Origin of the sequence: Lactobacillus sp. UBA5813 (assembly GCF_002417895.1) — a bacterium.
GTDB classification, from domain to species: Bacteria; Bacillota; Bacilli; order Lactobacillales; family Lactobacillaceae; genus Lactobacillus; species Lactobacillus amylolyticus.
In genome coordinates this window covers 124,366-146,762 of record NZ_DICZ01000017.1, presented here as the reverse complement: position 1 = coordinate 146,762, position 22,397 = coordinate 124,366, and the positions used below count along the sequence as shown (strand labels likewise).

Below are 22,397 nucleotides of genomic sequence, written 5' to 3'. Positions count from 1 at the left end.
CGAGTCTGACAGCCGGAGCTAATGGAGTCTTGTCCGAGTGGCTTAAGGAGCATGATTGGAAATCATGTATACGGGTTTATACCTGTATCGAGGGTTCAAATCCCTCAGACTCCGTTGGGGTTGTACCCAGAATGGAGGATTAGCTCAGCTGGGAGAGCATCTGCCTTACAAGCAGGAGGTCACAGGTTCGAGCCCTGTATCCTCCATATTGAGAACGGAAGGTCTTTAAGATCTTCCGTTTTTTTGTTTTAATTATTAGAAGAATTTACTCGATTAAACAAGAAAGGAATGAAATATGAAAAGAAGAACCGGTATTTTTCTCGTATTATTTTTATTATTGTTAACTTTAACTGCCTGTCAAAACAAATCGCAAGAGAGCACATCAAAACATAAAGTAAATATCGTTACATCGACAAATATATACAGTGATATTGCAAAACAAATAATAGGTAAACATGGGACTGTAAAGTCAATAATCAGTAACGGAAATACAGATCCTCATGATTTTGAGGCAACTGTTGACTCTGCTAAAGAAGTAGCAGGGGCAAATATCTTGATTGCTAACGGTTTAGGCTACGATGATTGGATGAATAATTTAGCAAAATCCAATAACTTAAAACTAACTAAAGTTGGAGAGGATCTAATGCACCTGAAAACAGGTGATAATCCTCATATTTGGTATGATTTAGCAATGCCAGAAAAATACGTGAATTATTTAGTGAAAAAAGCAGGTCAAATTGATCCGGATCATAAATCTTATTTTCAAGCTAGAGCAAAAAAGTATTTAGCCAAAATCAATAAGATCAAGGCTTTGGCAAAAACAATCAGTGGGGCAAAAGAAAAACAAGTTTACGTAAGTGAACCAGTCTTTGACTATGCTTTAAACGATTGCCATTTTACAATTGGGGACAAGGATTTCGAAGAAGCCGTCGAGAATGAAACAGATCCTAGTGCTAAGAGCGTTCATCAGATGCAAACAGAAATAAAAGAAAAGAAGATTTCTTTCTTTGTAAACAACACTCAAGCATCGAGTTCAACGGTAGAAAACTTTGTAAAATTATGTAAACAAAATGGTATTCCTGTATTAAATGTTAGAGAAACAATGCCTAATGGCGTGCATTATAGTGACTGGATGATGCAAAACTACAAAAAATTAAAAGAAGCTGCCAAATAACCCTTGCATTTTATCTCATTTCCGGTATACTAGTTTATGTTCTCGGTTATGAGATTTAAGACCCGTTGGTCAAGTGGTTAAGACACGGCCCTTTCACGGCCGTAACATGGGTTCAAATCCCGTACGGGTCACTTATGGAGGATTAGCTCAGCTGGGAGAGCATCTGCCTTACAAGCAGGAGGTCACAGGTTCGAGCCCTGTATCCTCCATCGTTCTAAGACTACCGATCATGGTAGTCTTTTTTTATTCCTAGCAAGAACGAATTTTTAATCAAATCGGTTCAAGTCCTGATAGGATTCACTTTTTTTGAAGATGCCTTGTAACCGAATGGCTATATGTCTATATAGGGGGACTAATATGGAAAAACGTTTATTTACTTCAGAATCTGTTTCTGAAGGGCACCCTGATAAGGTTGCTGATCAAATTTCAGATGCAATATTGGATGCGCTTTTGGCAAAAGACCCAAATTCACACGTTGCATGTGAGACAATTGTAACTACTGGTCTGGTTTATGTCTTTGGAGAAATCTCCACGAATGCTTATGTTGATATTCAGAGCGTCGTCCGTAAAACCGTTTTAAAGATTGGCTATGATCGTCCAGAATTAGGTTTTGATGGTAATAACTGCGCTGTTCTGGTTGATATTGATGAGCAGTCACATGATATTGCTGGTGCTGTTGATCATTCTCTTGAAACTAGAGAAGATAAGGACGATAAAGATAAGCTTGATCAAATTGGTGCCGGCGACCAAGGCTTGATGTTTGGGTTTGCAATTAAAGAAACACCTGAATTGATGCCACTTCCAATTTCATTGGCGCACCGTTTAATGAGAAGAGTAGCAGCATTAAGAAAAGACAATACTTTAGATTGGCTTCGTCCAGATGCAAAAGCACAAGTTACGGTTGAATATGATGAAGATCATAAGCCAAAGAGAGTTGATACAGTTGTTATTTCAACTCAAACAGATGCTGAAGTTTCAAACGATGAAATTCGTCGTGCAATGATCGATTTGGTTATTAAAGAAGTTATTCCTGCAAAATATTTGGATAGTGAAACCAAATTCTTGATAAATCCATCAGGTCGTTTCGTTATTGGTGGACCTAAAGGTGACTCAGGTTTGACTGGTCGTAAGATTATCGTTGATACTTACGGTGGTTACGCTCGTCACGGTGGTGGTGCCTTTTCTGGAAAGGATCCAACAAAGGTTGACCGTTCTGCTTCATATGCGGCACGTTATGTTGCTAAAAATATTGTTGCTGCTGGCCTTGCATATCGCTGTGAAGTTCAACTCGCTTATGCGATTGGTGTGGCTCACCCAGTATCAATTATGATTGACACGGCTGGAACAGGAAAAGTTGACGATCAACTTTTAACCGAAGCTGTTCGTCACGTATTTGATTTGCGTCCAGCTGGCATTATTAAGATGCTAAACTTGCGTCGACCAATCTATGAACAAACAGCTGCTTATGGTCACTTCGGTAGAACGGATATTGATTTGCCATGGGAGAAGACTGATAAGACTCAAGAATTGCTTGATTTTATCGAAAGTAATAAATAAGAATACTAAGAGGGAGTAAGTAATGAAAAAAACAAACGTGTCAATCGTCACGCTTGCAATTTTTATGACGACTTTTATGACTGCAATTGAAGGAACGATCGTTTCAACAGCAATGCCGACGATTGTTTCTGATCTTGATGGATTGGAAATAATGAACTGGGTGGTTGCAATTTTCCTTCTGATGACAGCAGTTTCGATTCCTTTATACGGAAAACTGGCAGATAGCATAAGGCGCAAGCCAGTTTTTTTGTTTGGGATCGCACTTTTTGTCATTGGTTCATCTTTATGCGGTTTAGCCCAAAATATGGTTGAATTGATTCTATTTAGAGTAATTCAGGGCCTGGGTTCAGGTGCCGTCCAACCAGTTGCAATTACGATTATCGCCGATTTATATAAATTAGAAAAACGTGCCAAAATGTTGGGACTAAATTCAGGCTTTTGGGGAGTGGCCTCGGTTATTGCACCATTATTAGGCGGCTTTATTGTTCAGCATTTATCTTGGCATTGGGTTTTCTATATTAATGTTCCTATCGGGATTATTGCTTTCCTATTAGTCGTATTTTTCTTGAAAGAACCAGAGCATAGCTCAAAATCAAAACTGGATCTCAAAGGTACGTTTTATTTAATTGTTTTTTTGCTTTCGTTGATGGTCTTCTTGCAAGAATTAGGAACCAGCAACAATTGGCTTTTAATGATCGTCTTAGTACTATTAATTATTTCCTCGGTAATAATATTCTTTAAGGTTGAAAAAAGTGCACAAGACCCAATAATGCCGTTAAATATCTTAAAAAGCAAAGAATTCACGATTATTAACTTGATCGCATTATTAATTTCTGGAGTTGTTATCGGCTTTGAATTTTATATTCCAACCTGGATGCAGGGAATTAATGGAACCAACGCTTCTCTGGCAGGATTTGCTGTAACGCCAAGTTCGCTAATGTGGATTGTCGGTTCATTCTTGATCGGTTGGATGTTGGCAAAGTGGGGCATCAAGCTTACTTACGACTATATGCTGATTATTTTGATCTTAGCCGATCTAGTTCTAATTTTGGTCCCAATTTATACTCCATTTTGGGTATTTTGTATTGTGGCCGCATTTAACGGTACGGCTTTTGGAGCGATTACAACAGCATCACAAGTTCGTTCGCAGGTCTTAGTAGGAAAAGATGAAATTGGGGTTGCTACAAGTTTTAACACTTTGATGAAATACTTGGGACAAACGATGATGGTTTCAATTTATGGGATCACTTTTAATACAATTATTGCGCAGCATTTGAAAAATCATCCGAATTTGAATCAAGGGATGATGAATAAAATTGTTTCAGCCCAAAAAGCTCTATCTTTACCACAAAAATTGGTACCTCAATTGCGTCAGGTGCTGTTTAGTGGTTTAAAGGGTGTTTACGTTGTTTCTCTGATTGTTATTGTTATTTCCCTGATTATGAATCAGTTTTATCAGAACCATAAACTTAAACAAAATAATGCATAGAAAAAACCTCAAGTTCAAAACTTGAGGTTTTTATTTTAATTATTTATTCTTTCGACTTTGATCAATTAGCTCAGGTTCGATATAGAAATGGTATAAGAAGGAGTAACCAATCAAAACGAAGGTAATACCGCCAAGCCATCCGCTGACTACATCTGAAGGATAGTGAACGTGGAGGAAAATTCTGGTGTAGCCAATCATTAGTGGGAATAAAGTCCAAATAATGATTAACAATGTTTTCCAGAATTTATTTTTAATAATTAAAATTGTCAGAACAATCAAAATTCCAAACAAAGCTGCACTACCTACTGAGTGACCAGATGGAAAACTATAACCGTCAGCATAAACCAGGTGACGAACAGTTGGCCGTGGTCGCTGCACCATATGCTTTATAATCCAATTAAAAGCATTAGCGGCAATCATTACTCCAGCAGTAAACCATGCGTATGCATACTGCTTAAAAGCAATTAAAATTACAAATAAAATGATGGCCTCAACAACGATAGTGCTTGTGTTACCTAAATTGGTAAATGTCCTTGCAAAACTGATATTGGCAGCATTCGTATTGCATACAATTCCAATGACAGCTTTATCAAAAGATTGGATAAAGGCAGAATTAGAAGCAACTAGCAATGCCCAAGCTGCATAAATCAATGTAAAGATTGTTGCAGGAAGCAAGGTGTGTCGAGGTGGTCTTTGTGTATTAATCAAAAGATCTTCTCCTCTTGTCTTTCTATTTTTTAGCATTTGTGGTAAATTATAATCATTATCCATAAGAAAATAAAGGTCAGGAAGTAGTAATAGAAAAATTTTTTCAGAAAGAAGCTGGTTGCTGCGAAGCTTTAAAATTAACCTATGAACTTGTCCTGAGTTAAAAACCTATCGTTTTGCCATCCGCGTTAAGGAGCAATTAAGTGTCACAATATGTGGAACTTAGGTGGTACCGCGATAATTCGTCCTATGATTAATTGATCATAGGACTTTTTTAGTTAGGAGGAAAATATGTACAATCACAAGGTTGTCGAAAAGAAATGGCAAGATTATTGGGCAAAGCATGGTACTTTCAAAACTACTAATGATCCTAAAAAGAAAAATTATTATGCCTTAGATATGTTCCCATTCCCATCAGGCAAAGGCCTTCACGTTGGTCACCCAGAAGGTTACACCGCAACGGATATTATTGCCAGAATGAAGCGAGCACAAGGCTACAATGTCCTTCACCCAATGGGCTGGGATGCATTTGGTCTTCCAACTGAACAATACGCTTTAAAGACTGGTGAAGATCCAGCCGTAGTTACTAAAGAAAATATTGCTACTTTCAAAGAGCAGCTTAATAAGTTGGGCTTTTCATATGATTGGGGTCGTGAAATTACAACTAGTGATCCTAATTATTACAAGTGGACTCAATGGGCCTTTGAACAAATGTATAAAAAGGGTCTTGCTTATGAAGCCGATGTACCAGTTAATTGGTCACCAGATCTTGGTACTGTAGTTGCCAACGAAGAAGTAATCGATGGTAAAACTGAACGTGGTGGCTACCCAGTATATCGCCGCAACATGAAGCAATGGATGCTTAAGATGACTGCCTATGCTGATCGTCTGCTTGAAGATCTGGACGATTTGGACTGGCCAGAACCAGTTAAGGAAATGCAACGAAACTGGATCGGCCGTTCTGAAGGTGCTCAAGTTACTTTCAAAGTTAAAGACAGTGACAAGACTTTTGATGTCTTTACCACGCGCCCAGATACCTTATTCGGCTGCTCATACACCGTTTTGGCACCAGAAAGCGATTTGGTTCAAGAAATCACTACTCCTAAACAAAAAGAAGCTGTCGATGCTTACATTAAATCTATTGAATCTAAGTCTGACCTTGAAAGAACTGATCTTAACAAGGATAAAACTGGGGTCTTCACTGGTGCTTACGCAATCAACCCAGTTAATGGCAAAGAAGTTCCAATTTGGATTTCTGATTATGTCTTAGCAAGCTACGGTACGGGTGCCGTTATGGCCGTCCCAGCTCATGACGATCGTGACTATGCTTTTGCTACTAAGTTCCATTTACCAATTAATGCAGTTATCGAAGGTGGCAATCTTGAAAAAGAAGCTTACACCGGTGATGGCAAGCACATTAATTCAGAATTCTTAGATGGTTTAAACATTGAAGAAGCTAAGAAGCGCATGATCGAATGGCTCGAAGATCATAACTGCGGCAAGAAGAAGGTTAACTACAAGCTTCGTGACTGGGACTTCAGTCGTCAACGTTACTGGGGTGAACCAATTCCAGTTATTCACTGGGAAGATGGTACTACTTCACTTGTTCCAGAAGATGAGCTTCCACTTCGTTTGCCACATGCAACTAACATTAAGCCATCTGGTACGCCAGAATCACCACTTGCCAACTTAACTGATTGGGTAAACGTCGTTGATAAAAATGGTCGCAAGGGCAAACGTGAAACCAACACTATGCCAAACTGGGCTGGTTCATCATGGTATTACCTTCGTTATGTTGATCCACATAATGACAAAGAATTGGCTAACTACGATCTCTTGAAACAATGGCTTCCAGTTGATCTTTACATTGGTGGTGCAGAACATGCCGTTCGTCACCTTCTTTACGCTAGATTCTGGCACAAGGTTCTTTATGACTTGGGTGTTGTTCCAACCAAAGAACCATTCCAACGTTTATACAATCAAGGCTTGATCTTGAAGAATCATGAAAAGATGTCTAAGTCTAAAGGAAACGTTGTTAACCCTGATGATGTTATTGATGAATATGGTGCTGACTCACTTAGAATGTACGAAATGTTCATGGGTCCACTTGATGCTTCAATTGATTGGGATGACAATGGCCCAGCTTCAACTAAGAAGTTCTTAGACCGTGTATGGCGCTTAATGGTTAACGATCTTGACTTGAAGGCAATTCCACAAGAAAAAATTGTTGATGAAAATGACGGTGAGCTGGACAAGGTATATAACGAAACCGTTAAGAAAGTTACTGAAGACTTTGACGCTCTTCACTTCAATACAGCTATTTCTCAAATGATGGTCTTTGCTAATGCTGCACAAAAGGCCAAAACGATTCCACGTGAATATGCTGAAGGCTTCGTTAAATTGCTTGCCCCAGTTGCACCACACATGATGGAAGAAATTTGGTCCGTCTTTGGTCACGATGAATCAATTACTTATGCTAAATGGCCAACTTACGATCCAGACAAGTTGGTTGAATCAACAGTTGAAATTATGGTTCAAGTTAACGGTAAGCTTCGCGGTAAGTTTAAAGCTGCAAAGGATACTGCTAAAGATGAATTGCAAAAACAAGCTTTAGCAATTCCACACGTTGAAAAGTTCTTAGAAGGAAAAGACGTTAAAAAGGTTATTGTTATTCCTAATAAGATTGTTAATATCGTTGCCAAATAAGTTTAATTTTTCCTAAAAAAGAAAAAATATTGTTGTATCTTCTTTTAGAGACTAGCAGAATAGATTAGTTAGATTGAGCTTTAGGAAATTTTGAATTAAATGGAAGAAAATGAAACAAATCTAAAAGAAAAAAATACGCAGGAAACCTTTATTAAAGGTTCTGCTTGGATGACATTTGGTTCAATTGCTTCAAGAATTTTAGGTGCGCTTTATATTATTCCTTGGTATGCCTGGATGGGAGACTATGGAAATATTGCGAACGCGCTGACTGCTAGAAGTTATAATATTTACAGTATTTTTATTCTAATTTCTACAGCGGGAATTCCCGGTGCAATTGCCAAACAAGTAGCTAAATATAATGCCTTGAATGAGTATGGGATTGGTCGAAAATTATTCCGCAAAGGTCTAATTTTGATGGCAATTTTGGGGGTCATTTCAGCTGCAATCATGTATTTTGCCGCACCGCTTTTAGCATCAAACGGCAGTGCAAGTGATCCAAGACAAGTCGCAGTGATGCGCAGTTTATCATATGCCATTTTGATTATTCCGATTCTGAGCATCATGCGTGGTTACTTTCAAGGTTATGCCGATATGATGCCATCGGCTCTGTCGCAGTTTGTTGAACAATTAGCTAGAATTATTTGGATGCTTTTAACGGCATATGCAATTATGCAAATGCAGCATGGTTCTTATGTTCATGCGGTTATTCAATCAAATTTAGCAGCTGCCATCGGTGCCATTTTTGGGATTGGGATTCTGGTTTGGTTCTTATTATCTAGAAGAAATAAGTTGAATGATTTAGTTGAAAATTCTAATAATGCGATCAAGGTTTCAACGGCTGGCTTATTTGCTGAAATCATTGAACAGGCCATCCCATTCATTATTATTGATGCAGGAATTCAGCTGTTCAATCTGGTTGATCAATATTCATTCCACCCAATGATTGCCGGTTTGGTAAGTGCAAGTTCTGACACTATTGAAGGTTGGTATGCGCTATTTTCACTTAATGCCAATAAATTGATCATGATCATTGTTTCTTTGGCAAGTGCAATGGCGGTAACAGCAATTCCGCTTTTATCCGCTGCACATACTCAAGGAGATTTTAAGAGTATTTCAAAACAAATTGGCAATACGCTTGATTTATTCTTATTTGTCATGATTCCAGCATCATTCGGTATGGCTGGTATAGCAACGCCAATTTATACTGTGTTTTACAGTTATGATCCATTAGGCTCTAGTGTTCTTTACTTGTCAGCCTTCACTGCAATCAGTTTGGGACTTTTCACCGTTTTGATGGCTATTTTGCAGGGACTTTCAGAAAATGCACTTGCAATTAAATATCTGGTTTTAGGTTTAATTTTAAAGATACTATTGCAGTATCCAATGATTTACCTATTTAAGATATACGGACCACTGGTTTCTACCAATATTGGGATGCTGGTAATTATCTTCTTAGCGATTAAGCATCTGGAAGTGAGTTCTGATTTCAATATCGGCCGTACTGGACGGCGATTGACGGGAATTACTGTTTTCTCAATTATAATGTTTGCTGTCGTTAAGCTGATTGTTACCTTTGTCGGAAAAGTATTAACACCTGAACGTCGTTTCCCAGCTTTGGCTTTGGTTGTTCTAGCTGTTCTTGGGGGAGTCGCAGTCTATGGCTATCTGACTTTGAAGACGGGCTTGCTTGAAAAAATCTTGGGCAACAAGGCTACCAGATTATTAAGAAAACTGCATTTGGCTAAATAGAAAAACACGTCACTAAGTTTAAGTGACGTGTTTTTTGGATGGTCAAAAAATTAATTTTTACAACTGAAACTAAGCTTTGTAGTATGACAAACCGATAACTCCGATTAATTCAATTGCTAAAAAAGTACTGCCTAAAATCATGCTCATCATAACGATCATCTTCCTTTTCAATCTTGATCTTATCTTTACATTTTTAATATATCACAAATGTGTCAATAATGAAAGCGCTTTTATTGTTGGATGAGGAAAAAGGCAGCCAAAAAGCTGCCCATCTTCGCACCTGCCAAGGAAGTTTATTATAGCATTTTTAACAATAAGTAAATATTATGGCCAACCAGTGCTAATAACTATTTCTCTAACCATAAATATTTGACTAAAATGAAGCTAAGAGATTCAAATAAGTAGAGAGAAAAAATGGCAAAGAATGAAGAAGTAAAAAACAGCGTTTTTGGTTTTGGCGATCCTAATGATGCTTTTGCTAAATACTTTAGTGGCAAAAGCTATTGGAAGGGCTTAGCAATGAGCAAGGCTACTAAGGCTGGCGTATCTAACTTAACTTTTGAACCTGGCTGTCGCAATAATTGGCATGAACATGAAAATGTTCAAATTTTGATTGCTGCCACCGTTGAGCGGGGGTTATGGACGAGAACTTTGACCTTGGATAATTGCCAGAAGATTGTCGAGAATGGCAAATATACGACTGCATGGCATTGTGATCGTGATTATTTTGCTTCAGTTAAAGTACCCCAAATTTCAGGCTATGAGAGTAGCAAGAAAATTGTATCCGGCCCAAAGGTAAGTATGGAGAATCTTGAAGTGGTGGTTGACTATCAAGAAATTAAGCAAGAGGTAACGGACATTTCAACTATGGGTGCTTATGTAGAAACGATTCATTTTGTAGATGAAAATGGCCGTGCTTTAGCAAATGATTACCAAGAATCGCTTGATTTTGATGATAAGCGGCCAGTACAAACTTTTGCCAGCATCACTGTTCCTGTTGTTCCAGGCTATTTTGCCGAAGAAAAGCAGGTTAAGGGCAAGAGCATTATGAAAGACGATGCAAAAAAGCAGCCAGAAATCACGGTCAAATATCACAAATTAGGTCAGATCATTCCAGTAGATCTGAATGACCAAATTATTCATGATCCGGAAGATGAAACCAAGATGATGAGTAAAGTCTTTGCCAATGATCCGCATGATGCCAGTCAAGCTTTAAGCGATCAAAAGGTACCTTCGATTGAAGGCTGGAAGCCAACCGTGCTGACAGTAAGCCCAGTTGAACCAGAAATCAATATTCCGGTTCTTTACAATAAAATTGATAATTAAAAAAGCTTGAGCAGTAATCTACTCAAGTTTTTTTGTACACAAAAACCGCTAAGACATCAGCATTGTCTTAGCGGCCATGAAAATACAGATACAAAACAACAATTTCAAAGTCACCATAAGGTAAAGAAATTGTTTTGTAGGTTTTCTCCCCCTACAATTTATATCATACTCTAAATACGGTTGATGGCAATAATAAAGTGATAAATAAAAATAGCGTAAGGCAAAGAAAAAGGACCTTTGTGCAAAACTAGCTGAAGTACTGTAATATCAGTAGTTCCACATGCCTGTAATTTCTAAAAAGATGATAAAAGCCGACCTAAAGATAATGAAACCGATTAATGCAAAAAGCAGGTAAAAGTCCAAATAAGTACCTAAAAATAAGACACATAAGCAATCTTTAAGTTAAAAAATAAAATATTAAAAATGTTTCATGAGCTGTGGATAGAGAAAACTAACACAAAATAGCTAAGAGGTTTATAATAGATAAAAACAGAGTTTATAGAAATAGAGAAGGTTAAAAGATGAAGAAAAATAAGTTATTTACTGCTGTTGCTGCAATTGCATTATTAGGAAGTACTGGAGTTGGTTTGGTTGCCAATAATGCTCCTGTAGCTCAAGCTGCTACTAAAAAATCAAAGAAGAGCAAATCTACAGTTAGTTCAAAATACCCAGTTATTACGATTAAGAAGGGTGCCGTTTTATATAAAGTAACTGTAAACAAGACAAGTGGCAAAATTACCAAGGTAACTAACAGCAAGAGAAAATTTGTTAGTGCCACCAAAGTTAATTCTATTTATTCAACTAAGTATAAGAAGACCAACTACTATTTAATTGATAGTGGATATGCTGTTAAAACCAGTTACGCTAAGGTAACTGGCAAGAAGAAGGTTCCAACTTTGACTTCATTGACTAAGGCTGCAAAAGAAAAGGCAGCTACAGCTCAAAAGAAGGTTAAGGATACAATTGATCAATGGAATTCTAAGATCACTGCCGCTGCACCACAAACTTACACTGGTAAAGTTAATACTGCAGCAAACTACTTAACCTACAATGACAGCACCAAGAAGTGGTCAGTTGCTTCTGACACGCTTGCTAGCGGAACTACTGTAACTGTTTTGTTCACAATTGACCTTACAAGCAGTAATGGTTCAACTATTCCAGGTTATTACGCAGTAAATTCTAATAATACTGCTGTTTTGTTGGAACAAACAGATGTAACTTTAGATGATGCAAATGCTCAAGTCCTTGATCAAAGTACTTACATCAGCAAACGCAATGCTGCAAAGCAACTTAAAACACAAGCTCAGGCAGCTTTAAAAGCAATCGGCGTTGTTCCTGCAAGTTCAAGCAGTAATAACTAATTAATATAAAAAAGAAACCCTCAAGTGAGGGCTTCTTTTTTTGTCTAATTTTTCTTGAAATCTGCATCTATTGAATTTGTTCGTCCAGTCGGATCAGGCATTACTAGAGCGGCGATCAAGTAAAGCAAAGTTCCTGGGAAAAAGCCAGTGAAAATTATCACAGCTGCGCCAATGATCCGTACCCAAGCTGGATCAATGTCAAAGTATTCAGCTATTCCGCCAAAAACACCAGCTAGGATTTTGTTGCGTGATTTGGTCAATCTCTTTTTCATAAAAATCACCTCATGTCTATAGTCTAATTATATAATATTGTATAATGCAAAAGAAAAAACTAGCCCTCGCCGGACTAGTTTATTAAATGCCCCGAAAAAGATTCGAACTTTCACTCAGTTGCCTGAACAGCGACCTGAACGCTGCGCGTCTGCCAATTCCGCCATCGGGGCAAAGTTATTTTCAACTCATGATTAATAATACCAAATATTTGGTAAAATGTAAGCATAAATATAAAAATCAAATTTTATTCTTTCAAAGGAAGTTTCTATGCGAAGAAAATTTAGTTTTAAAAAAGCAGCGATGATTATTGTCGCTGCCGTTTCGTTGTGTTCATTTATGGGCTTTGCTGCACCTGTTAATGCTAGCAGCACGACTAGTTCATATCGTCAAGACGAATTAAATTTAAATGTTAAATCAGCTTTGGCAATTGATAGCAAGACTGGTCAAATTTTATATGCAAAAAATGCTGACAAAACTTTGCCTATTGCTTCAATGACAAAATTAGTTACGGTTTATTTAACATTGCAAGCCATTAAGAACAAGCAGATTTCTTGGACAACCAAGGTTAAGCCAACTGCAGCTATTGTCAAGGTTGCTAATAATTCAGAATATTCAAATGTACCATTAAAGAAGGGCCATTCATATACCATCAAGCAGCTTTATCAGGCTACTTTAATTGAATCTGCTAATGGTGCGGCTATGTGTTTGGCTCAAGCAGTTTCTGGTTCTCAAGTTGCATTTGTCAAAAAAATGCGGGCCCAAGTTAAAAAGTGGGGCATCAATGATGCCAAAATTCACACCGTCTGTGGTTTGCCTAATGGCAACTTGGGCAGCGATGCCTATCCTGGCGTAAGCAAGAATGCTGAAAATACAATGTCTGCCAAAGATATGGCTATTATTGGACAACGATTAATTAACGATTTCCCAGCAGTTTTAAAGACAACTTCAATTGCCAAACTTGCATTTAAAGATCAAGGCAAAACTACTCAAATGGAGAACTTTAACTGGATGTTAAAGGGATTATCACAATATGACGCCAATTTAAAGGTCGATGGCCTTAAGACGGGTACTACTGATGCGGCAGGAGCATGTTTTATCGGAACTATTAAGAAAAACGGCTCAAGAATCATTACCGTTGTCATGGGTGCACGTCACCAAGACGGTACAGATCCTTCCAGATTCGTACAAACCAAAAAGCTGATGAACTGGATTTTCAGCAAATATACGCCAGTAATCATGAATGCTGGTACTACCTTTAACCAGGCTAAAGCAGTTAGTGTTACCGATGGTGATCAGTTAACGACAAACGTTGGCTTAAAGAGCAAAACTACGATCTGGGATCCCGTAGATGGCAGCAAGATTAGTGCATCCTTAACTAAGAAAACTGTTAATGCACCTGTTACTAAAGGGCAAACAGTGACTGACTACGAATTTAAATCAGGCAAGGAACAATTAGTTTCTTTAAAGCAGCCGAACGGAATGAAGGTTGCCGCTAAAGCTTTGCAAAGCAATGGCAAGGTTAATATTTTTGTTAGAATTTGGCGTTGGATTACCAGGGCGAGATAAATGACGCAAACACAAGAAATCAAAGAAGATATTCTTAAAAAAGTTATTAAAACTCGTCCTAGCAATTCCTACAAAGGAAAATTTGGTCGGATTCTTTTAATTGGCGGCAGTGAAAATTATGGTGGCGCAATAATTATGGCAACAGAAGGTGCGATTAACGCTGGAGCCGGCTTAACTGCCGTTGCTACCCATTCGATCAATTTGACTGCGCTTCATGCAAGAGATCCTGAAGCAATGTACATCGATTGGCAGGATCGCAACTTGCCAGAATTAATTAAAAAGATGGATGTCATTGTTTGTGGGCCCGGTCTTGGCAGCAGCAGAGTGGCCCTGCAAATTATGCAGATGCTAAAGGCTAACGTTGCAGCACAGCAAACAGTCGTGTTAGATGCTAGTGCGCTCGATCTGATCAGCAACGATAAAACACTGCTGCCTGGCAAAGCAGGGCATCTGATTTTAACGCCTCATCAAATGGAATGGCAAAGACTCAGTCAGATAAAAATTCCTTTTCAAACTGATAGTGCCAATTTAACCGCCCTTAAGCAGTTAAATTCAGTAGGCAATACTACTTTGGTTTTAAAATCAAATCATACCCATATTTATACCGAAGATGGTAAAATTTTTGTTAATCCAACTGGCAATCCTGGAATGGCGACTGGCGGCATGGGTGATACATTAGCTGGAATTATCGGAGGCTTTATTGCTCAATTTGGCTTTCAAGCTGATAATATTTTAGCAGCAGTGTATTTGCATTCCTTAGCTGGGGATGTCTTGTATCGCGATCACTATTTAGTTAAGCCAACGCAGATCTCTCAGTTGCTGCCGAAGTTGATGAAAAAACATGCAGAGCAAGATTAGTGAGACGTTAGAGTAGATGAAAAAGAGAATATTATTAGCGATTGTATTAGTTCTTTGTGCAATTGGCCTAGCTAAGCTTTGTATTCCAAAAGAAACTCCGAGTCAAAGCAGTAAGCCAAAAGAAACGCAAACAGTGAAAAAAGTTTCGGCTGCTGAAGCTGCAAGACCTTATAAGGATCCAAAAGATTTGCGATCTGAAGGTACTTGGAAATTAAAGAGCGAAACAAAAGCTTATCCGAAAATTACAAGCAAAAAAGGTTTGGTAATCAAAGTCTCTTTAAAAGGCAATCGAGTTTATATAATTAAAAATGGCAAAAGGGTTTATACTATGCTCTCGTCGGCCGGAATTTATCATAATGGTAAGTCCGATACTCCAACTGGGACATATTATGTACGCTATGAACGGGGCGACACCTTTTTCAATCACAAATTAAAAGAAGGAGCAAACTACTGGACTAGTTGGGACAAGAAAAATGTTTACCTTTTTCACTCAGTTCCTACAAAGGCAAACGGCAAATATAATCTAACTGAAGCGACAAAATTAGGGAAAACTCAGGGTTCTCATGGCTGCATTCGTTTAAGTTTGCCCGATTCAAAATGGATTATGAAAAATATTCCAGCCGGTACAAAAGTAATAATTAAAGATGAATAGTAGCGCTTTGAAATAAATCCTGTTATAATCATGCTGTTAACAAAGTAGCAGTAGTAGCTATTTATTTTCTTTTCAGCGAATCTGAGACGGTGCAAGTCAGATAGAAATAATGGTGAAGGCGTGGCTAGCTTTTAAAATATGATAAATAAATGAGCGGATGAACTTCATCAAATAGAGTGGTACCGCGGGTAATAGCTCGTCTCTTTCTACAATCGATAGGAAGAGACTTTTTTTGTAAAGGAGAAAAGAATGGACTTTAAAAATGAAGTAGTTGAATTGATTGCAAGTCAAATTGATCTGCCAAAAGAAAAAATCAATCACTTAATTGAACGTCCAAAGAATTCCAAAATGGGTGATTATGCTTTTCCTTGCTTTGTTTTGGCAAAGACAATGCATAAAAATCCAGCCGAAATTGCTAAATCAATTGCTGAAAATTTAAGCAGCGAAAATTTTGCCAGTATCCAAGCAGTTGGTCCTTACGTTAACTTTAGTATTGATCACGGCAAGCTTGTTTCTTCAACTTTGAAGGATGTTTTAGATAAAGGCGAGCATTATGGCGATCAAGAATTGGGCAAGGGCAATGTCCCAATTGATATGTCCAGTCCTAACATTGCTAAGCCAATGTCGATGGGTCACCTTCGTTCAACAGTAATCGGCAATTCAATTGCTAACACTATGGAAAAGGTTGGTTATACGCCAATTAAGATCAACTATCTTGGCGACTACGGTACCCAATTTGGTAAACTGATCGCAGCTTACAAGCACTGGGGCAATGAAGAAGACGTTAAGAAAGATCCAATTATGAATCTTTTCCATTACTACGTTCGTTTCCATAAAGAAGCAGAAAAGAATCCTGAACTTGATGATGAAGGCCGTGAATGGTTTAAGAAGCTTGAAGATGGCGATCCAGAAGCAGTTAAATTATGGAAATGGTTCCGTGAAGTTTCTCTTAAAGACTTCAAGCGTATTTACAATGAATTAGGTGTAACTTTTGATTCCTATAATGGTGAAGCATTCTTTAACGATAAGATGCAACCAGTGATTGATGAATTGAGGGACAAAGGCTTGCTTCACGAATCTCGTGGTGCACAAGTTGTTGATATGGGTCCTGATGAAAACCCAGCAATTATTGTTAAATCAGATGGTACTTCAATTTATTTGACTCGTGATTTGGCTGCAGCTGAATGGCGGATGAAGCACTACAACTTTGTTAAGATGCTTTACGTTGTAGGTAATGAACAAGCCCAACACTTCGTTGAACTAAAAACTGTGCTTAAGAAGATGGGCTATGACTGGGCAGATAATATTCACCATGTTTCATTCGGCTTAATTACCCAAGGCGGCAAGAAACTATCAACTCGTAAAGGAAATGTGGTTTTCCTAGATCAAGTTTTAAAGGATGCCGTATCGCTTGCTAAAAAACAAATTCAAGAAAAGAACCCAGATTTGGCAAATCAAGATCAAGTTGCTCATGATGTTGGTGTAGGTGCTGTTGTCTTCCACGACTTAAAGAATGACCGTCTTGACAACTTTGACTTTAATTTGGAAGAAGTTGTTCGTTTTGAAGGAGATACCGGTCCTTACGTTCAATACACCAATGCGCGTGCACAAAGTGTTTTAAGAAAAGCATCTAAGATGGGCATGAAGCCTGCCGATAATGACTTGGCTCTTGATGATGAATGGTCATTTGCTGTTGCTAAGGATCTAGCTGATTTTCCAAAAATTATCGCTAGAAGTGCTGATAAGTTTGAACCATCAGTTATTGCTAAATACGCACTAGACTTGGCTAAGAAGTTTAACAAGTACTATGCTAATGTGAAAATTTTAACGGATGATAATCAAATTGGCGCTCGTTTGGCTCTGGTTCAAGCAACATCAATTGTTTTAACAGAAGCACTTAGACTCTTGGGAGTAAATGCTCCTAAGGAAATGTAATTTTGCTAATGAAAATTTTAAAATAGCGCTTACATCTAAACGGAAAGATTGTTCAAAAGTTCATAAAAGGGTACAATAAACTTGTAAATGATTTAGGAGGTATTTTTTAATGGCTTATTTTGATAACGGTAATCAAATCTTTAAAGATGCTCGTAGAGAACATTATGCTGTAGGTGCTTACAACACTAACAACTTGGAATGGACTCGTGCAGAATTACGTGCTGCTGAAGAAACTAGAACTCCATTGTTGATTCAAGTTTCAACTGGTGCTGCTAAGTACATGGGTGGCTACAAGTTCGTTAAGGACATGGTAGCTGACCAGATAGACTCAATGAACATTTCAGTTCCAGTTATCTTAAACTTGGACCACGGTGACTATGAATCAGCTAAGGAATGTATCGCACTTGGCTACTCATCAGTTATGTTTGATGGTCACGCACTTCCAGTAGAAGAAAACTTAGCTAAGACTAAGGAAATCATTAAGTTGGCTCACGAACGTGGTATTTCTGTTGAAGCTGAAATTGGTAAGATTGGTGAAAACCAAGGTGCCGATGGTGGTGAATTAGCATCTGTTGAAGACGCTATTACCTTCTACAAGGCTGGTGTTGACAAGCTTGCTTGTGGTATTGGTAACATCCACGGTGTATACCCAGAAGGTTGGAAAGGCCTTAACTTTGACCGTTTGAAAGAAATTGCTGACGCTGTACCAGTTCCATTGGTATTGCACGGTGGTTCAGGTATTCCTGAAGACCAAGTTAGGAAGGCTATTTCACTTGGTATTGCTAAGGTTAACATCAACACTGAATTCCAATTAGCATTCCAAAAAGCAACTCGTAAGTACATCGAAGACAAGAAGGACTTGGACACTGCTAACAAGGGTTACGACCCACGCAAGTTGTTGTTGCCAGGTACTGAAGCTATCACTGCAGCTATGAAGGAAATGATTAGCTGGTTAGGTACTAAGTCAATTGATGATGAACTTAAGGATGCATCATTTGACCGTGCTTCATTAAACGAAGAATAATTTAATTATTCTGAAATTAAAAGCTCTCGGATTTTCCGAGAGCTTTTTGTTTTTCAAAAAATGTTTAATTAATTCAAGTAGCTTTCCAGCACTTTAAGAACCCCATTTTCATTATTGCTTGGAGCTTCATACTTGGCGATCTTTTTTAATTCAGGATCAGCATTTTCCATCGCGTAACTGTATCCAGCTAGTTGCAACATCTCTGAATCATTCATCCCATCGCCAAAGGCGATCAGTTCTGATGGGTTGATTTTAAAGTAACGCAAAAAATATTTAATGCCGCTCGCTTTGTTTACGCCATGATTGATAATATCTATACAATTAAAGCCGCTAGAAGTGGCATGAACTTGTTCGGTGTAATCTGTATTAAACTCACTTTCAATTTCTTCAGGAGTTGCATCGATCCACAAGGTTATTTTATCGATCGGATCATTAACTGGAATTTCATCAATGCTGTTGATTGTTAAATAATTGTAGTAGTAATAGTTCATAAATTTTTTGAAATTAACCGATGAATTGGCTAAAACATAACTATTGCTCAAACCACAAGCAATAACTGATGAATTGGGATGCTTGCTTAAAATGTAGCGTAAAAGCTTAAGCGTTGTTTGGTGTGTAAAATAATGCGTGTTGATAATCTTTTTATCACGAACCAAAATGGCACCATTGTCACTGATAACATCGATTTTATCCATAAAACCAGCAAAATCCTTTTCTAGTCTGATTAACGGACGACCACTGGCGACGATAAAATGAATATCGTGTTCATGCAATTTATCCAAGACGCGGCGAAAACGCTGACGATCATAAGTATTTTGCGAGTTAACAAAAGTACCATCCATGTCGACAGCAACAGCTTTGAATGGAATTTTTTTCATATTGAAGACCCTTTCATTTATTATTGCTTACTTAATTATACCGCTTTCATAAAGCAAAATTAATGTATAAGGATTAAATTGGTAAATGCATCAGTATTTATCAGTGAATACCGATTTAAAATAAGCGAATGGTTTGCTTTTTAAATGAAAAGGGTTCAATGAAGGACATCTGATAAGCCGTCAATTGTAAATCTTGTCCTTCTTTGTAATCAGGATTGTAAAGCGGATCGCCAACTATGGGACAGCCAATAGTAGCCAAATGAACACGAATTTGATGAGTACGGCCAGTTTCAAGCTGCAATTTTACGAGAGCAATTTCGTTTTCTTTTTTTAAAATTTGATAATGAGTTGTGGCCTTTAACCCATCAGACCTAACCATTCTCTTTCTTTGGTCGTCTGGATCCTTGCCAATGGGAAAAGAAATAGTACCATGATCGGGCAATGCAGCGTTTAAGTTAACTTGTGCCAGATATTCACGATGAAAAATTTTCTGCGTTAGCTGCCGATTGAGAATTGGCACAACCGCTGGATTTTTAGCTACCAGCAACAGTCCACCGGTTAGCATGTCAAGGCGATGGACTATGTATGGACTTTGTCCTAAATAAGTGGCACAATCGTTGAGCGCGGTGTCAGTTTCAAATAAATTAGGGTGAGTCTTTTGTCCTTTTCTCTTGTTGATAACTAAGACGTTAGAATCTTCAAAGATAATTTGCGGAAGATGGCCGCTAGCCGGATAGCTTTGCTGCTGACTGTCTACAAAATCTAGTTTAAAGCAGACTTCATCATTTGCTTTTACTAGTTGGTTAAAATAGCGGTAGTGACCATTAACGGTCACTTGCTTTTTTGTCCGCAACAAATGCTGCCATTTACGGGGAAGCAATAATTTCCTGAGCAAGTCTCGTACTGACATGGCCGGCATGTCTTCTGGATAAATTAGTTTAAAATTGTAAGTCATAATATTGATATTTTCTAAAATTCTATTCAAAATATAAGTTATTGTATCGGCGTATGTTAAAATACAAGTTGTTTTAAAAGGAGCAGATATATGCCAAATTTGCGACGAATACAATTTAATAAGTCAGAAAAAGCAGGTGCCAAGAAAGATTCTTTATGGCACCGTTTTGATCAGCGTTTCTTTGTTGGAAGATGGATCATTTTAATTCTTCTGATCTTAACGCTTTTCACATGTACCTATTATACAATCGAAGTTAAAACTTCAAATATCTCAAACTTGAAGGCTTCTTTGTCAATAACGACAACTATTTACGATTATAAAGGAAAAAAAGCTGGATCACTTTATTCACAAAAGGGTTCCTTTGTTGAATACAATAAAATTTCGCCCAACATTGTGAATGCGGTTGTTTCCACAGAGGACAGAACTTTTTGGAAAAATCCCGGTTTCAGTGTCAAAGGTATGGCACGAGCAGCATTAAATTTTGTTATTCACCATGGTGAAATTACAGGTGGTGGATCTACTTTAACGCAGCAGCTTGCGAAAAACTCTTTATTGACCCAGCAGCAGACTTTTTCAAGAAAACTGGAAGAGCTCTTTTTTGCAATTGAAATTAATCATGTTTATTCCAAAAAAGACATCATTACCATGTATCTGAACAATGCCTACTTTGGCAACGGTGTCTGGGGTGTACAGGATGCCAGCCGGCGCTACTTTGGCAAAAACGCCAGCGAGCTGTCGGTAAGTGAAGCGGCCACTTTAGCAGGGATGCTTCGTAGTCCAAGTTATTACAATCCAGTAGATCATATGTCAAATGCTTTGTCCAGACGAAATGTGGTCTTGCAGCTGATGGTTGAAAACAATAAACTAACCGCGTCACAGGCCAAAGCAATTTCTAAAACTGGTTTAACTTTGAAAAATACTTTCAAATACAAAGATGGATATCGTTACCCTTACTTCTTCGATGCAGTTGTTGATGAAGCTATCAGCAAGTATGGTTTGACGGAAGAAGACGTAATGAATAAGGGGCTAAAAATATACACCACGCTTAACCAGAACTATCAAAAGAGCTTGCAGAATACCTTTAATGAGAGTTGGCTATTCCCTGCAAGTGCGGCTGATGGTACGCAAGTCCAAGGTGCCAGTGTTGCCATGGATCCAAAAACCGGTGCGGTTCGCGGAATTGTAGGTGGCCGCGGAAAACACGTCTTTCGCGGTTATAACCGTGCAACGCAAATGAAACGGCAGCCCGGTTCAGCAATTAAGCCACTGGCGGTTTATGCGCCAGCTCTTCAAGAGGGTTATCACTACGATTCCATGCTATCGAACAAGCTGCAGAAATTTGGTAAAAACAATTATGAACCACATAATGTTGATAATGAGTATTCAGCTAAAATTCCAATGTATGAAGCCGTTGCGGAAAGTAAGAACGTGCCCGCTGTTTGGCTTTTGGATAAAATTGGCGTCAATAAAGGAGTTCAATCGGTTGAAAACTTTGGTATCAACGTTCCAAAGAGTGACCAGAATCTGGCCTTGGCTTTGGGTGGACTTTCTTCCGGTGTATCGCCTTTGCAGATGGCACGGGCATATTCTGCCTTTGCTAACAGTGGCAATTTGCCAAATAATTCTTACTTTATTACTAAGATTACTGATGCCAGCGGCAAAGTTTTGGCAGAAAATAATAATACCGGCAACCACCGCGTCGTTTCTGAGAACACTGCTAAAGAAATGACGACAATGCTCTTGGGCGTCTTCAAGAACGGAACAGCCCAGACAGCTCAACCAACTGGATATACGGTCGCTGGTAAAACTGGTTCAACTGAAGTTCCTAATTCATATGGTTTTGGTACAAAAGACCAGTGGATTGTTGGATATACGCCGGATGTCGTTTTAGCAACTTGGGTAGGTTTTGATAAAACAAATAAACAGCACTATATGCATGGTGTTTCAGAAACTGGAATTACCAAATTGTATAAAGCGGAGATGGAGGCAATGCTTCCGTACACGGCCAAAACCCAATTTAAGGTTCAAGCTCCGAGCCAAATCGTCAAGCAGAATGGTTCAACTTCAGATTGGACTTCCGGATTAGGCGATAAGATTCAAAAAGAAATCGGTTCGGCCGGAGAAAAGATTAATGAATGGTATAATAGTATAAAAGGCCTTTTCGGCAATTAAATTAGGAGGAAAAA

Annotated in this window: 17 protein-coding genes, 5 tRNA genes, 1 riboswitch and 1 other annotated feature; of the genes, 17 read left to right on the top strand and 5 right to left on the bottom strand. The window is 38.3% G+C overall.

The window, feature by feature from the left end; all coding sequences use genetic code 11:
- Positions 1 to 23: 23 nt before the first annotated feature.
- The 7 genes from B2008_RS03790 (at position 24) to B2008_RS03760 (ending at position 4,220) form a co-directional block, all read left to right on the top strand.
- Positions 24 to 114 (top strand) — tRNA-Ser (locus B2008_RS03790).
- 19 nt (positions 115 to 133) lie between these two features.
- Positions 134 to 206, top strand: a tRNA-Val gene (locus tag B2008_RS03785).
- 89 nt (positions 207 to 295) lie between these two features.
- Entirely contained in the window at positions 296 to 1,174 is an 879-nt protein-coding gene (locus B2008_RS03780) for a metal ABC transporter solute-binding protein, Zn/Mn family (protein ID WP_281829575.1), read from the top strand.
- Positions 1,175 to 1,233: 59 nt separating this feature from the next.
- A tRNA-Glu gene (locus B2008_RS03775) sits at positions 1,234 to 1,305 on the top strand.
- A gap of 5 nt (positions 1,306 to 1,310) precedes the next feature.
- Positions 1,311 to 1,383: transfer RNA gene (locus tag B2008_RS03770), tRNA-Val, on the top strand.
- A gap of 64 nt (positions 1,384 to 1,447) precedes the next feature.
- Positions 1,448 to 1,534, top strand: a riboswitch (SMK box riboswitch).
- Positions 1,532 to 2,731, top strand: a complete 1,200-nt coding sequence (gene metK, locus B2008_RS03765; RefSeq protein WP_281829577.1) for a methionine adenosyltransferase — start codon at positions 1,532 to 1,534, stop codon at positions 2,729 to 2,731. Its footprint overlaps the riboswitch before it by 3 nt.
- Positions 2,732 to 2,753: 22 nt before the next feature.
- Positions 2,754 to 4,220 carry an MDR family MFS transporter gene (locus tag B2008_RS03760; protein WP_281829578.1) on the top strand — a complete coding sequence of 489 codons (1,467 nt, stop codon included), beginning with the start codon at positions 2,754 to 2,756 and terminating at the stop codon, positions 4,218 to 4,220.
- Between the two features lie 39 nt (positions 4,221 to 4,259).
- On the opposite strand, the gene B2008_RS03755 is transcribed toward B2008_RS03760, so the two are convergent.
- Positions 4,260 to 4,928 carry a phosphatase PAP2 family protein gene (locus B2008_RS03755; protein ID WP_281829580.1) on the bottom strand — a complete coding sequence of 223 codons (669 nt, stop codon included), beginning with the start codon at positions 4,926 to 4,928 and terminating at the stop codon, positions 4,260 to 4,262.
- Between the two features lie 70 nt (positions 4,929 to 4,998).
- Positions 4,999 to 5,181 (top strand) — a binding site (T-box leader).
- 38 nt (positions 5,182 to 5,219) lie between these two features.
- Between B2008_RS03755 and leuS the strand changes: the two genes are divergently transcribed.
- The 4 genes from leuS to B2008_RS03735 all read left to right on the top strand — a co-directional run bounded on the left by leuS (position 5,220) and on the right by B2008_RS03735 (position 12,070).
- The gene (gene leuS / locus B2008_RS03750) at positions 5,220 to 7,634 is read left to right on the top strand and encodes a leucine--tRNA ligase (protein WP_281829581.1); all 2,415 of its coding nucleotides are present in this window, start codon (positions 5,220 to 5,222) and stop codon (positions 7,632 to 7,634) included.
- A 99-nt stretch (positions 7,635 to 7,733) separates the two neighbouring features.
- Positions 7,734 to 9,383: a putative polysaccharide biosynthesis protein gene (locus B2008_RS03745; protein WP_281829583.1), complete on the top strand. Its 1,650-nt coding sequence runs from the start codon at positions 7,734 to 7,736 to the stop codon at positions 9,381 to 9,383.
- A gap of 414 nt (positions 9,384 to 9,797) precedes the next feature.
- Positions 9,798 to 10,709 (top strand): mucin-binding protein, encoded by a 912-nt coding sequence (locus tag B2008_RS08335; RefSeq protein ID WP_414671993.1) that lies wholly within the window; start codon positions 9,798 to 9,800, stop codon positions 10,707 to 10,709.
- 521 nt (positions 10,710 to 11,230) lie between these two features.
- Positions 11,231 to 12,070: a hypothetical protein gene (locus B2008_RS03735; RefSeq protein WP_281829584.1), complete on the top strand. Its 840-nt coding sequence runs from the start codon at positions 11,231 to 11,233 to the stop codon at positions 12,068 to 12,070.
- Between the two features lie 44 nt (positions 12,071 to 12,114).
- On the opposite strand, the gene B2008_RS03730 is transcribed toward B2008_RS03735, so the two are convergent.
- Both B2008_RS03730 and B2008_RS03725 read right to left on the bottom strand, forming a co-directional pair.
- The gene (locus B2008_RS03730; RefSeq protein WP_281829585.1) at positions 12,115 to 12,342 is read right to left on the bottom strand and encodes a PspC domain-containing protein; all 228 of its coding nucleotides are present in this window, start codon (positions 12,340 to 12,342) and stop codon (positions 12,115 to 12,117) included.
- An 87-nt stretch (positions 12,343 to 12,429) separates the two neighbouring features.
- Positions 12,430 to 12,513: transfer RNA gene (locus B2008_RS03725), tRNA-Leu, on the bottom strand.
- A 97-nt stretch (positions 12,514 to 12,610) separates the two neighbouring features.
- Between B2008_RS03725 and B2008_RS03720 the strand changes: the two genes are divergently transcribed.
- From B2008_RS03720 to B2008_RS03700, 5 genes are all read left to right on the top strand, one after another.
- Positions 12,611 to 13,909, top strand: coding sequence for a serine hydrolase (locus tag B2008_RS03720; protein WP_281829587.1), 1,299 nt, complete (start codon positions 12,611 to 12,613; stop codon positions 13,907 to 13,909).
- Positions 13,910 to 14,767, top strand: a complete 858-nt coding sequence (locus tag B2008_RS03715; RefSeq protein ID WP_281829588.1) for an NAD(P)H-hydrate dehydratase — start codon at positions 13,910 to 13,912, stop codon at positions 14,765 to 14,767.
- A gap of 16 nt (positions 14,768 to 14,783) precedes the next feature.
- The gene (locus tag B2008_RS03710) at positions 14,784 to 15,419 is read left to right on the top strand and encodes a L,D-transpeptidase (protein WP_281829589.1); all 636 of its coding nucleotides are present in this window, start codon (positions 14,784 to 14,786) and stop codon (positions 15,417 to 15,419) included.
- A 249-nt stretch (positions 15,420 to 15,668) separates the two neighbouring features.
- Positions 15,669 to 17,354, top strand: coding sequence for an arginine--tRNA ligase (argS, locus tag B2008_RS03705; RefSeq protein WP_281829591.1), 1,686 nt, complete (start codon positions 15,669 to 15,671; stop codon positions 17,352 to 17,354).
- 109 nt (positions 17,355 to 17,463) lie between these two features.
- Positions 17,464 to 18,378 (top strand): class II fructose-bisphosphate aldolase, encoded by a 915-nt coding sequence (locus B2008_RS03700; RefSeq protein WP_281829594.1) that lies wholly within the window; start codon positions 17,464 to 17,466, stop codon positions 18,376 to 18,378.
- 68 nt (positions 18,379 to 18,446) lie between these two features.
- On the opposite strand, the gene B2008_RS03695 is transcribed toward B2008_RS03700, so the two are convergent.
- Together B2008_RS03695 and B2008_RS03690 are read right to left on the bottom strand one after the other, a co-directional pair.
- The gene (locus tag B2008_RS03695) at positions 18,447 to 19,256 is read right to left on the bottom strand and encodes a Cof-type HAD-IIB family hydrolase (protein WP_281829596.1); all 810 of its coding nucleotides are present in this window, start codon (positions 19,254 to 19,256) and stop codon (positions 18,447 to 18,449) included.
- Positions 19,257 to 19,371: 115 nt separating this feature from the next.
- Positions 19,372 to 20,211: an RluA family pseudouridine synthase gene (locus B2008_RS03690; protein ID WP_281829598.1), complete on the bottom strand. Its 840-nt coding sequence runs from the start codon at positions 20,209 to 20,211 to the stop codon at positions 19,372 to 19,374.
- Between the two features lie 90 nt (positions 20,212 to 20,301).
- Here B2008_RS03690 and B2008_RS03685 point away from each other — a divergent pair, with 90 nt between their 5' ends.
- A complete protein-coding gene (locus tag B2008_RS03685; RefSeq protein ID WP_281829599.1) occupies positions 20,302 to 22,383 on the top strand; it encodes a PBP1A family penicillin-binding protein in 2,082 nt (693 codons plus the stop codon).
- The last annotated feature ends 14 nt before the right edge of the window (positions 22,384 to 22,397 follow it).

Coding starts and splice junctions, on each gene's coding strand:
- metK (WP_281829577.1), top strand. CDS start 1,532: ATGGAAAAACGTTTATTTACTTCAGAATCTGTTTCTGAAGGGCACCCT.
- B2008_RS03780 (WP_281829575.1), top strand. CDS start 296: ATGAAAAGAAGAACCGGTATTTTTCTCGTATTATTTTTATTATTGTTA.
- leuS (WP_281829581.1), top strand. CDS start 5,220: ATGTACAATCACAAGGTTGTCGAAAAGAAATGGCAAGATTATTGGGCA.
- B2008_RS03710 (WP_281829589.1), top strand. CDS start 14,784: ATGAAAAAGAGAATATTATTAGCGATTGTATTAGTTCTTTGTGCAATT.
- B2008_RS03700 (WP_281829594.1), top strand. CDS start 17,464: ATGGCTTATTTTGATAACGGTAATCAAATCTTTAAAGATGCTCGTAGA.
- B2008_RS03735 (WP_281829584.1), top strand. CDS start 11,231: ATGAAGAAAAATAAGTTATTTACTGCTGTTGCTGCAATTGCATTATTA.
- B2008_RS03745 (WP_281829583.1), top strand. CDS start 7,734: ATGGAAGAAAATGAAACAAATCTAAAAGAAAAAAATACGCAGGAAACC.
- B2008_RS03695 (WP_281829596.1), bottom strand. CDS start 19,256: ATGAAAAAAATTCCATTCAAAGCTGTTGCTGTCGACATGGATGGTACT.
- B2008_RS03720 (WP_281829587.1), top strand. CDS start 12,611: ATGCGAAGAAAATTTAGTTTTAAAAAAGCAGCGATGATTATTGTCGCT.
- B2008_RS03760 (WP_281829578.1), top strand. CDS start 2,754: ATGAAAAAAACAAACGTGTCAATCGTCACGCTTGCAATTTTTATGACG.
- B2008_RS03685 (WP_281829599.1), top strand. CDS start 20,302: ATGCCAAATTTGCGACGAATACAATTTAATAAGTCAGAAAAAGCAGGT.
- B2008_RS03715 (WP_281829588.1), top strand. CDS start 13,910: ATGACGCAAACACAAGAAATCAAAGAAGATATTCTTAAAAAAGTTATT.
- B2008_RS08335 (WP_414671993.1), top strand. CDS start 9,798: ATGGCAAAGAATGAAGAAGTAAAAAACAGCGTTTTTGGTTTTGGCGAT.
- B2008_RS03730 (WP_281829585.1), bottom strand. CDS start 12,342: ATGAAAAAGAGATTGACCAAATCACGCAACAAAATCCTAGCTGGTGTT.
- B2008_RS03690 (WP_281829598.1), bottom strand. CDS start 20,211: ATGACTTACAATTTTAAACTAATTTATCCAGAAGACATGCCGGCCATG.
- argS (WP_281829591.1), top strand. CDS start 15,669: ATGGACTTTAAAAATGAAGTAGTTGAATTGATTGCAAGTCAAATTGAT.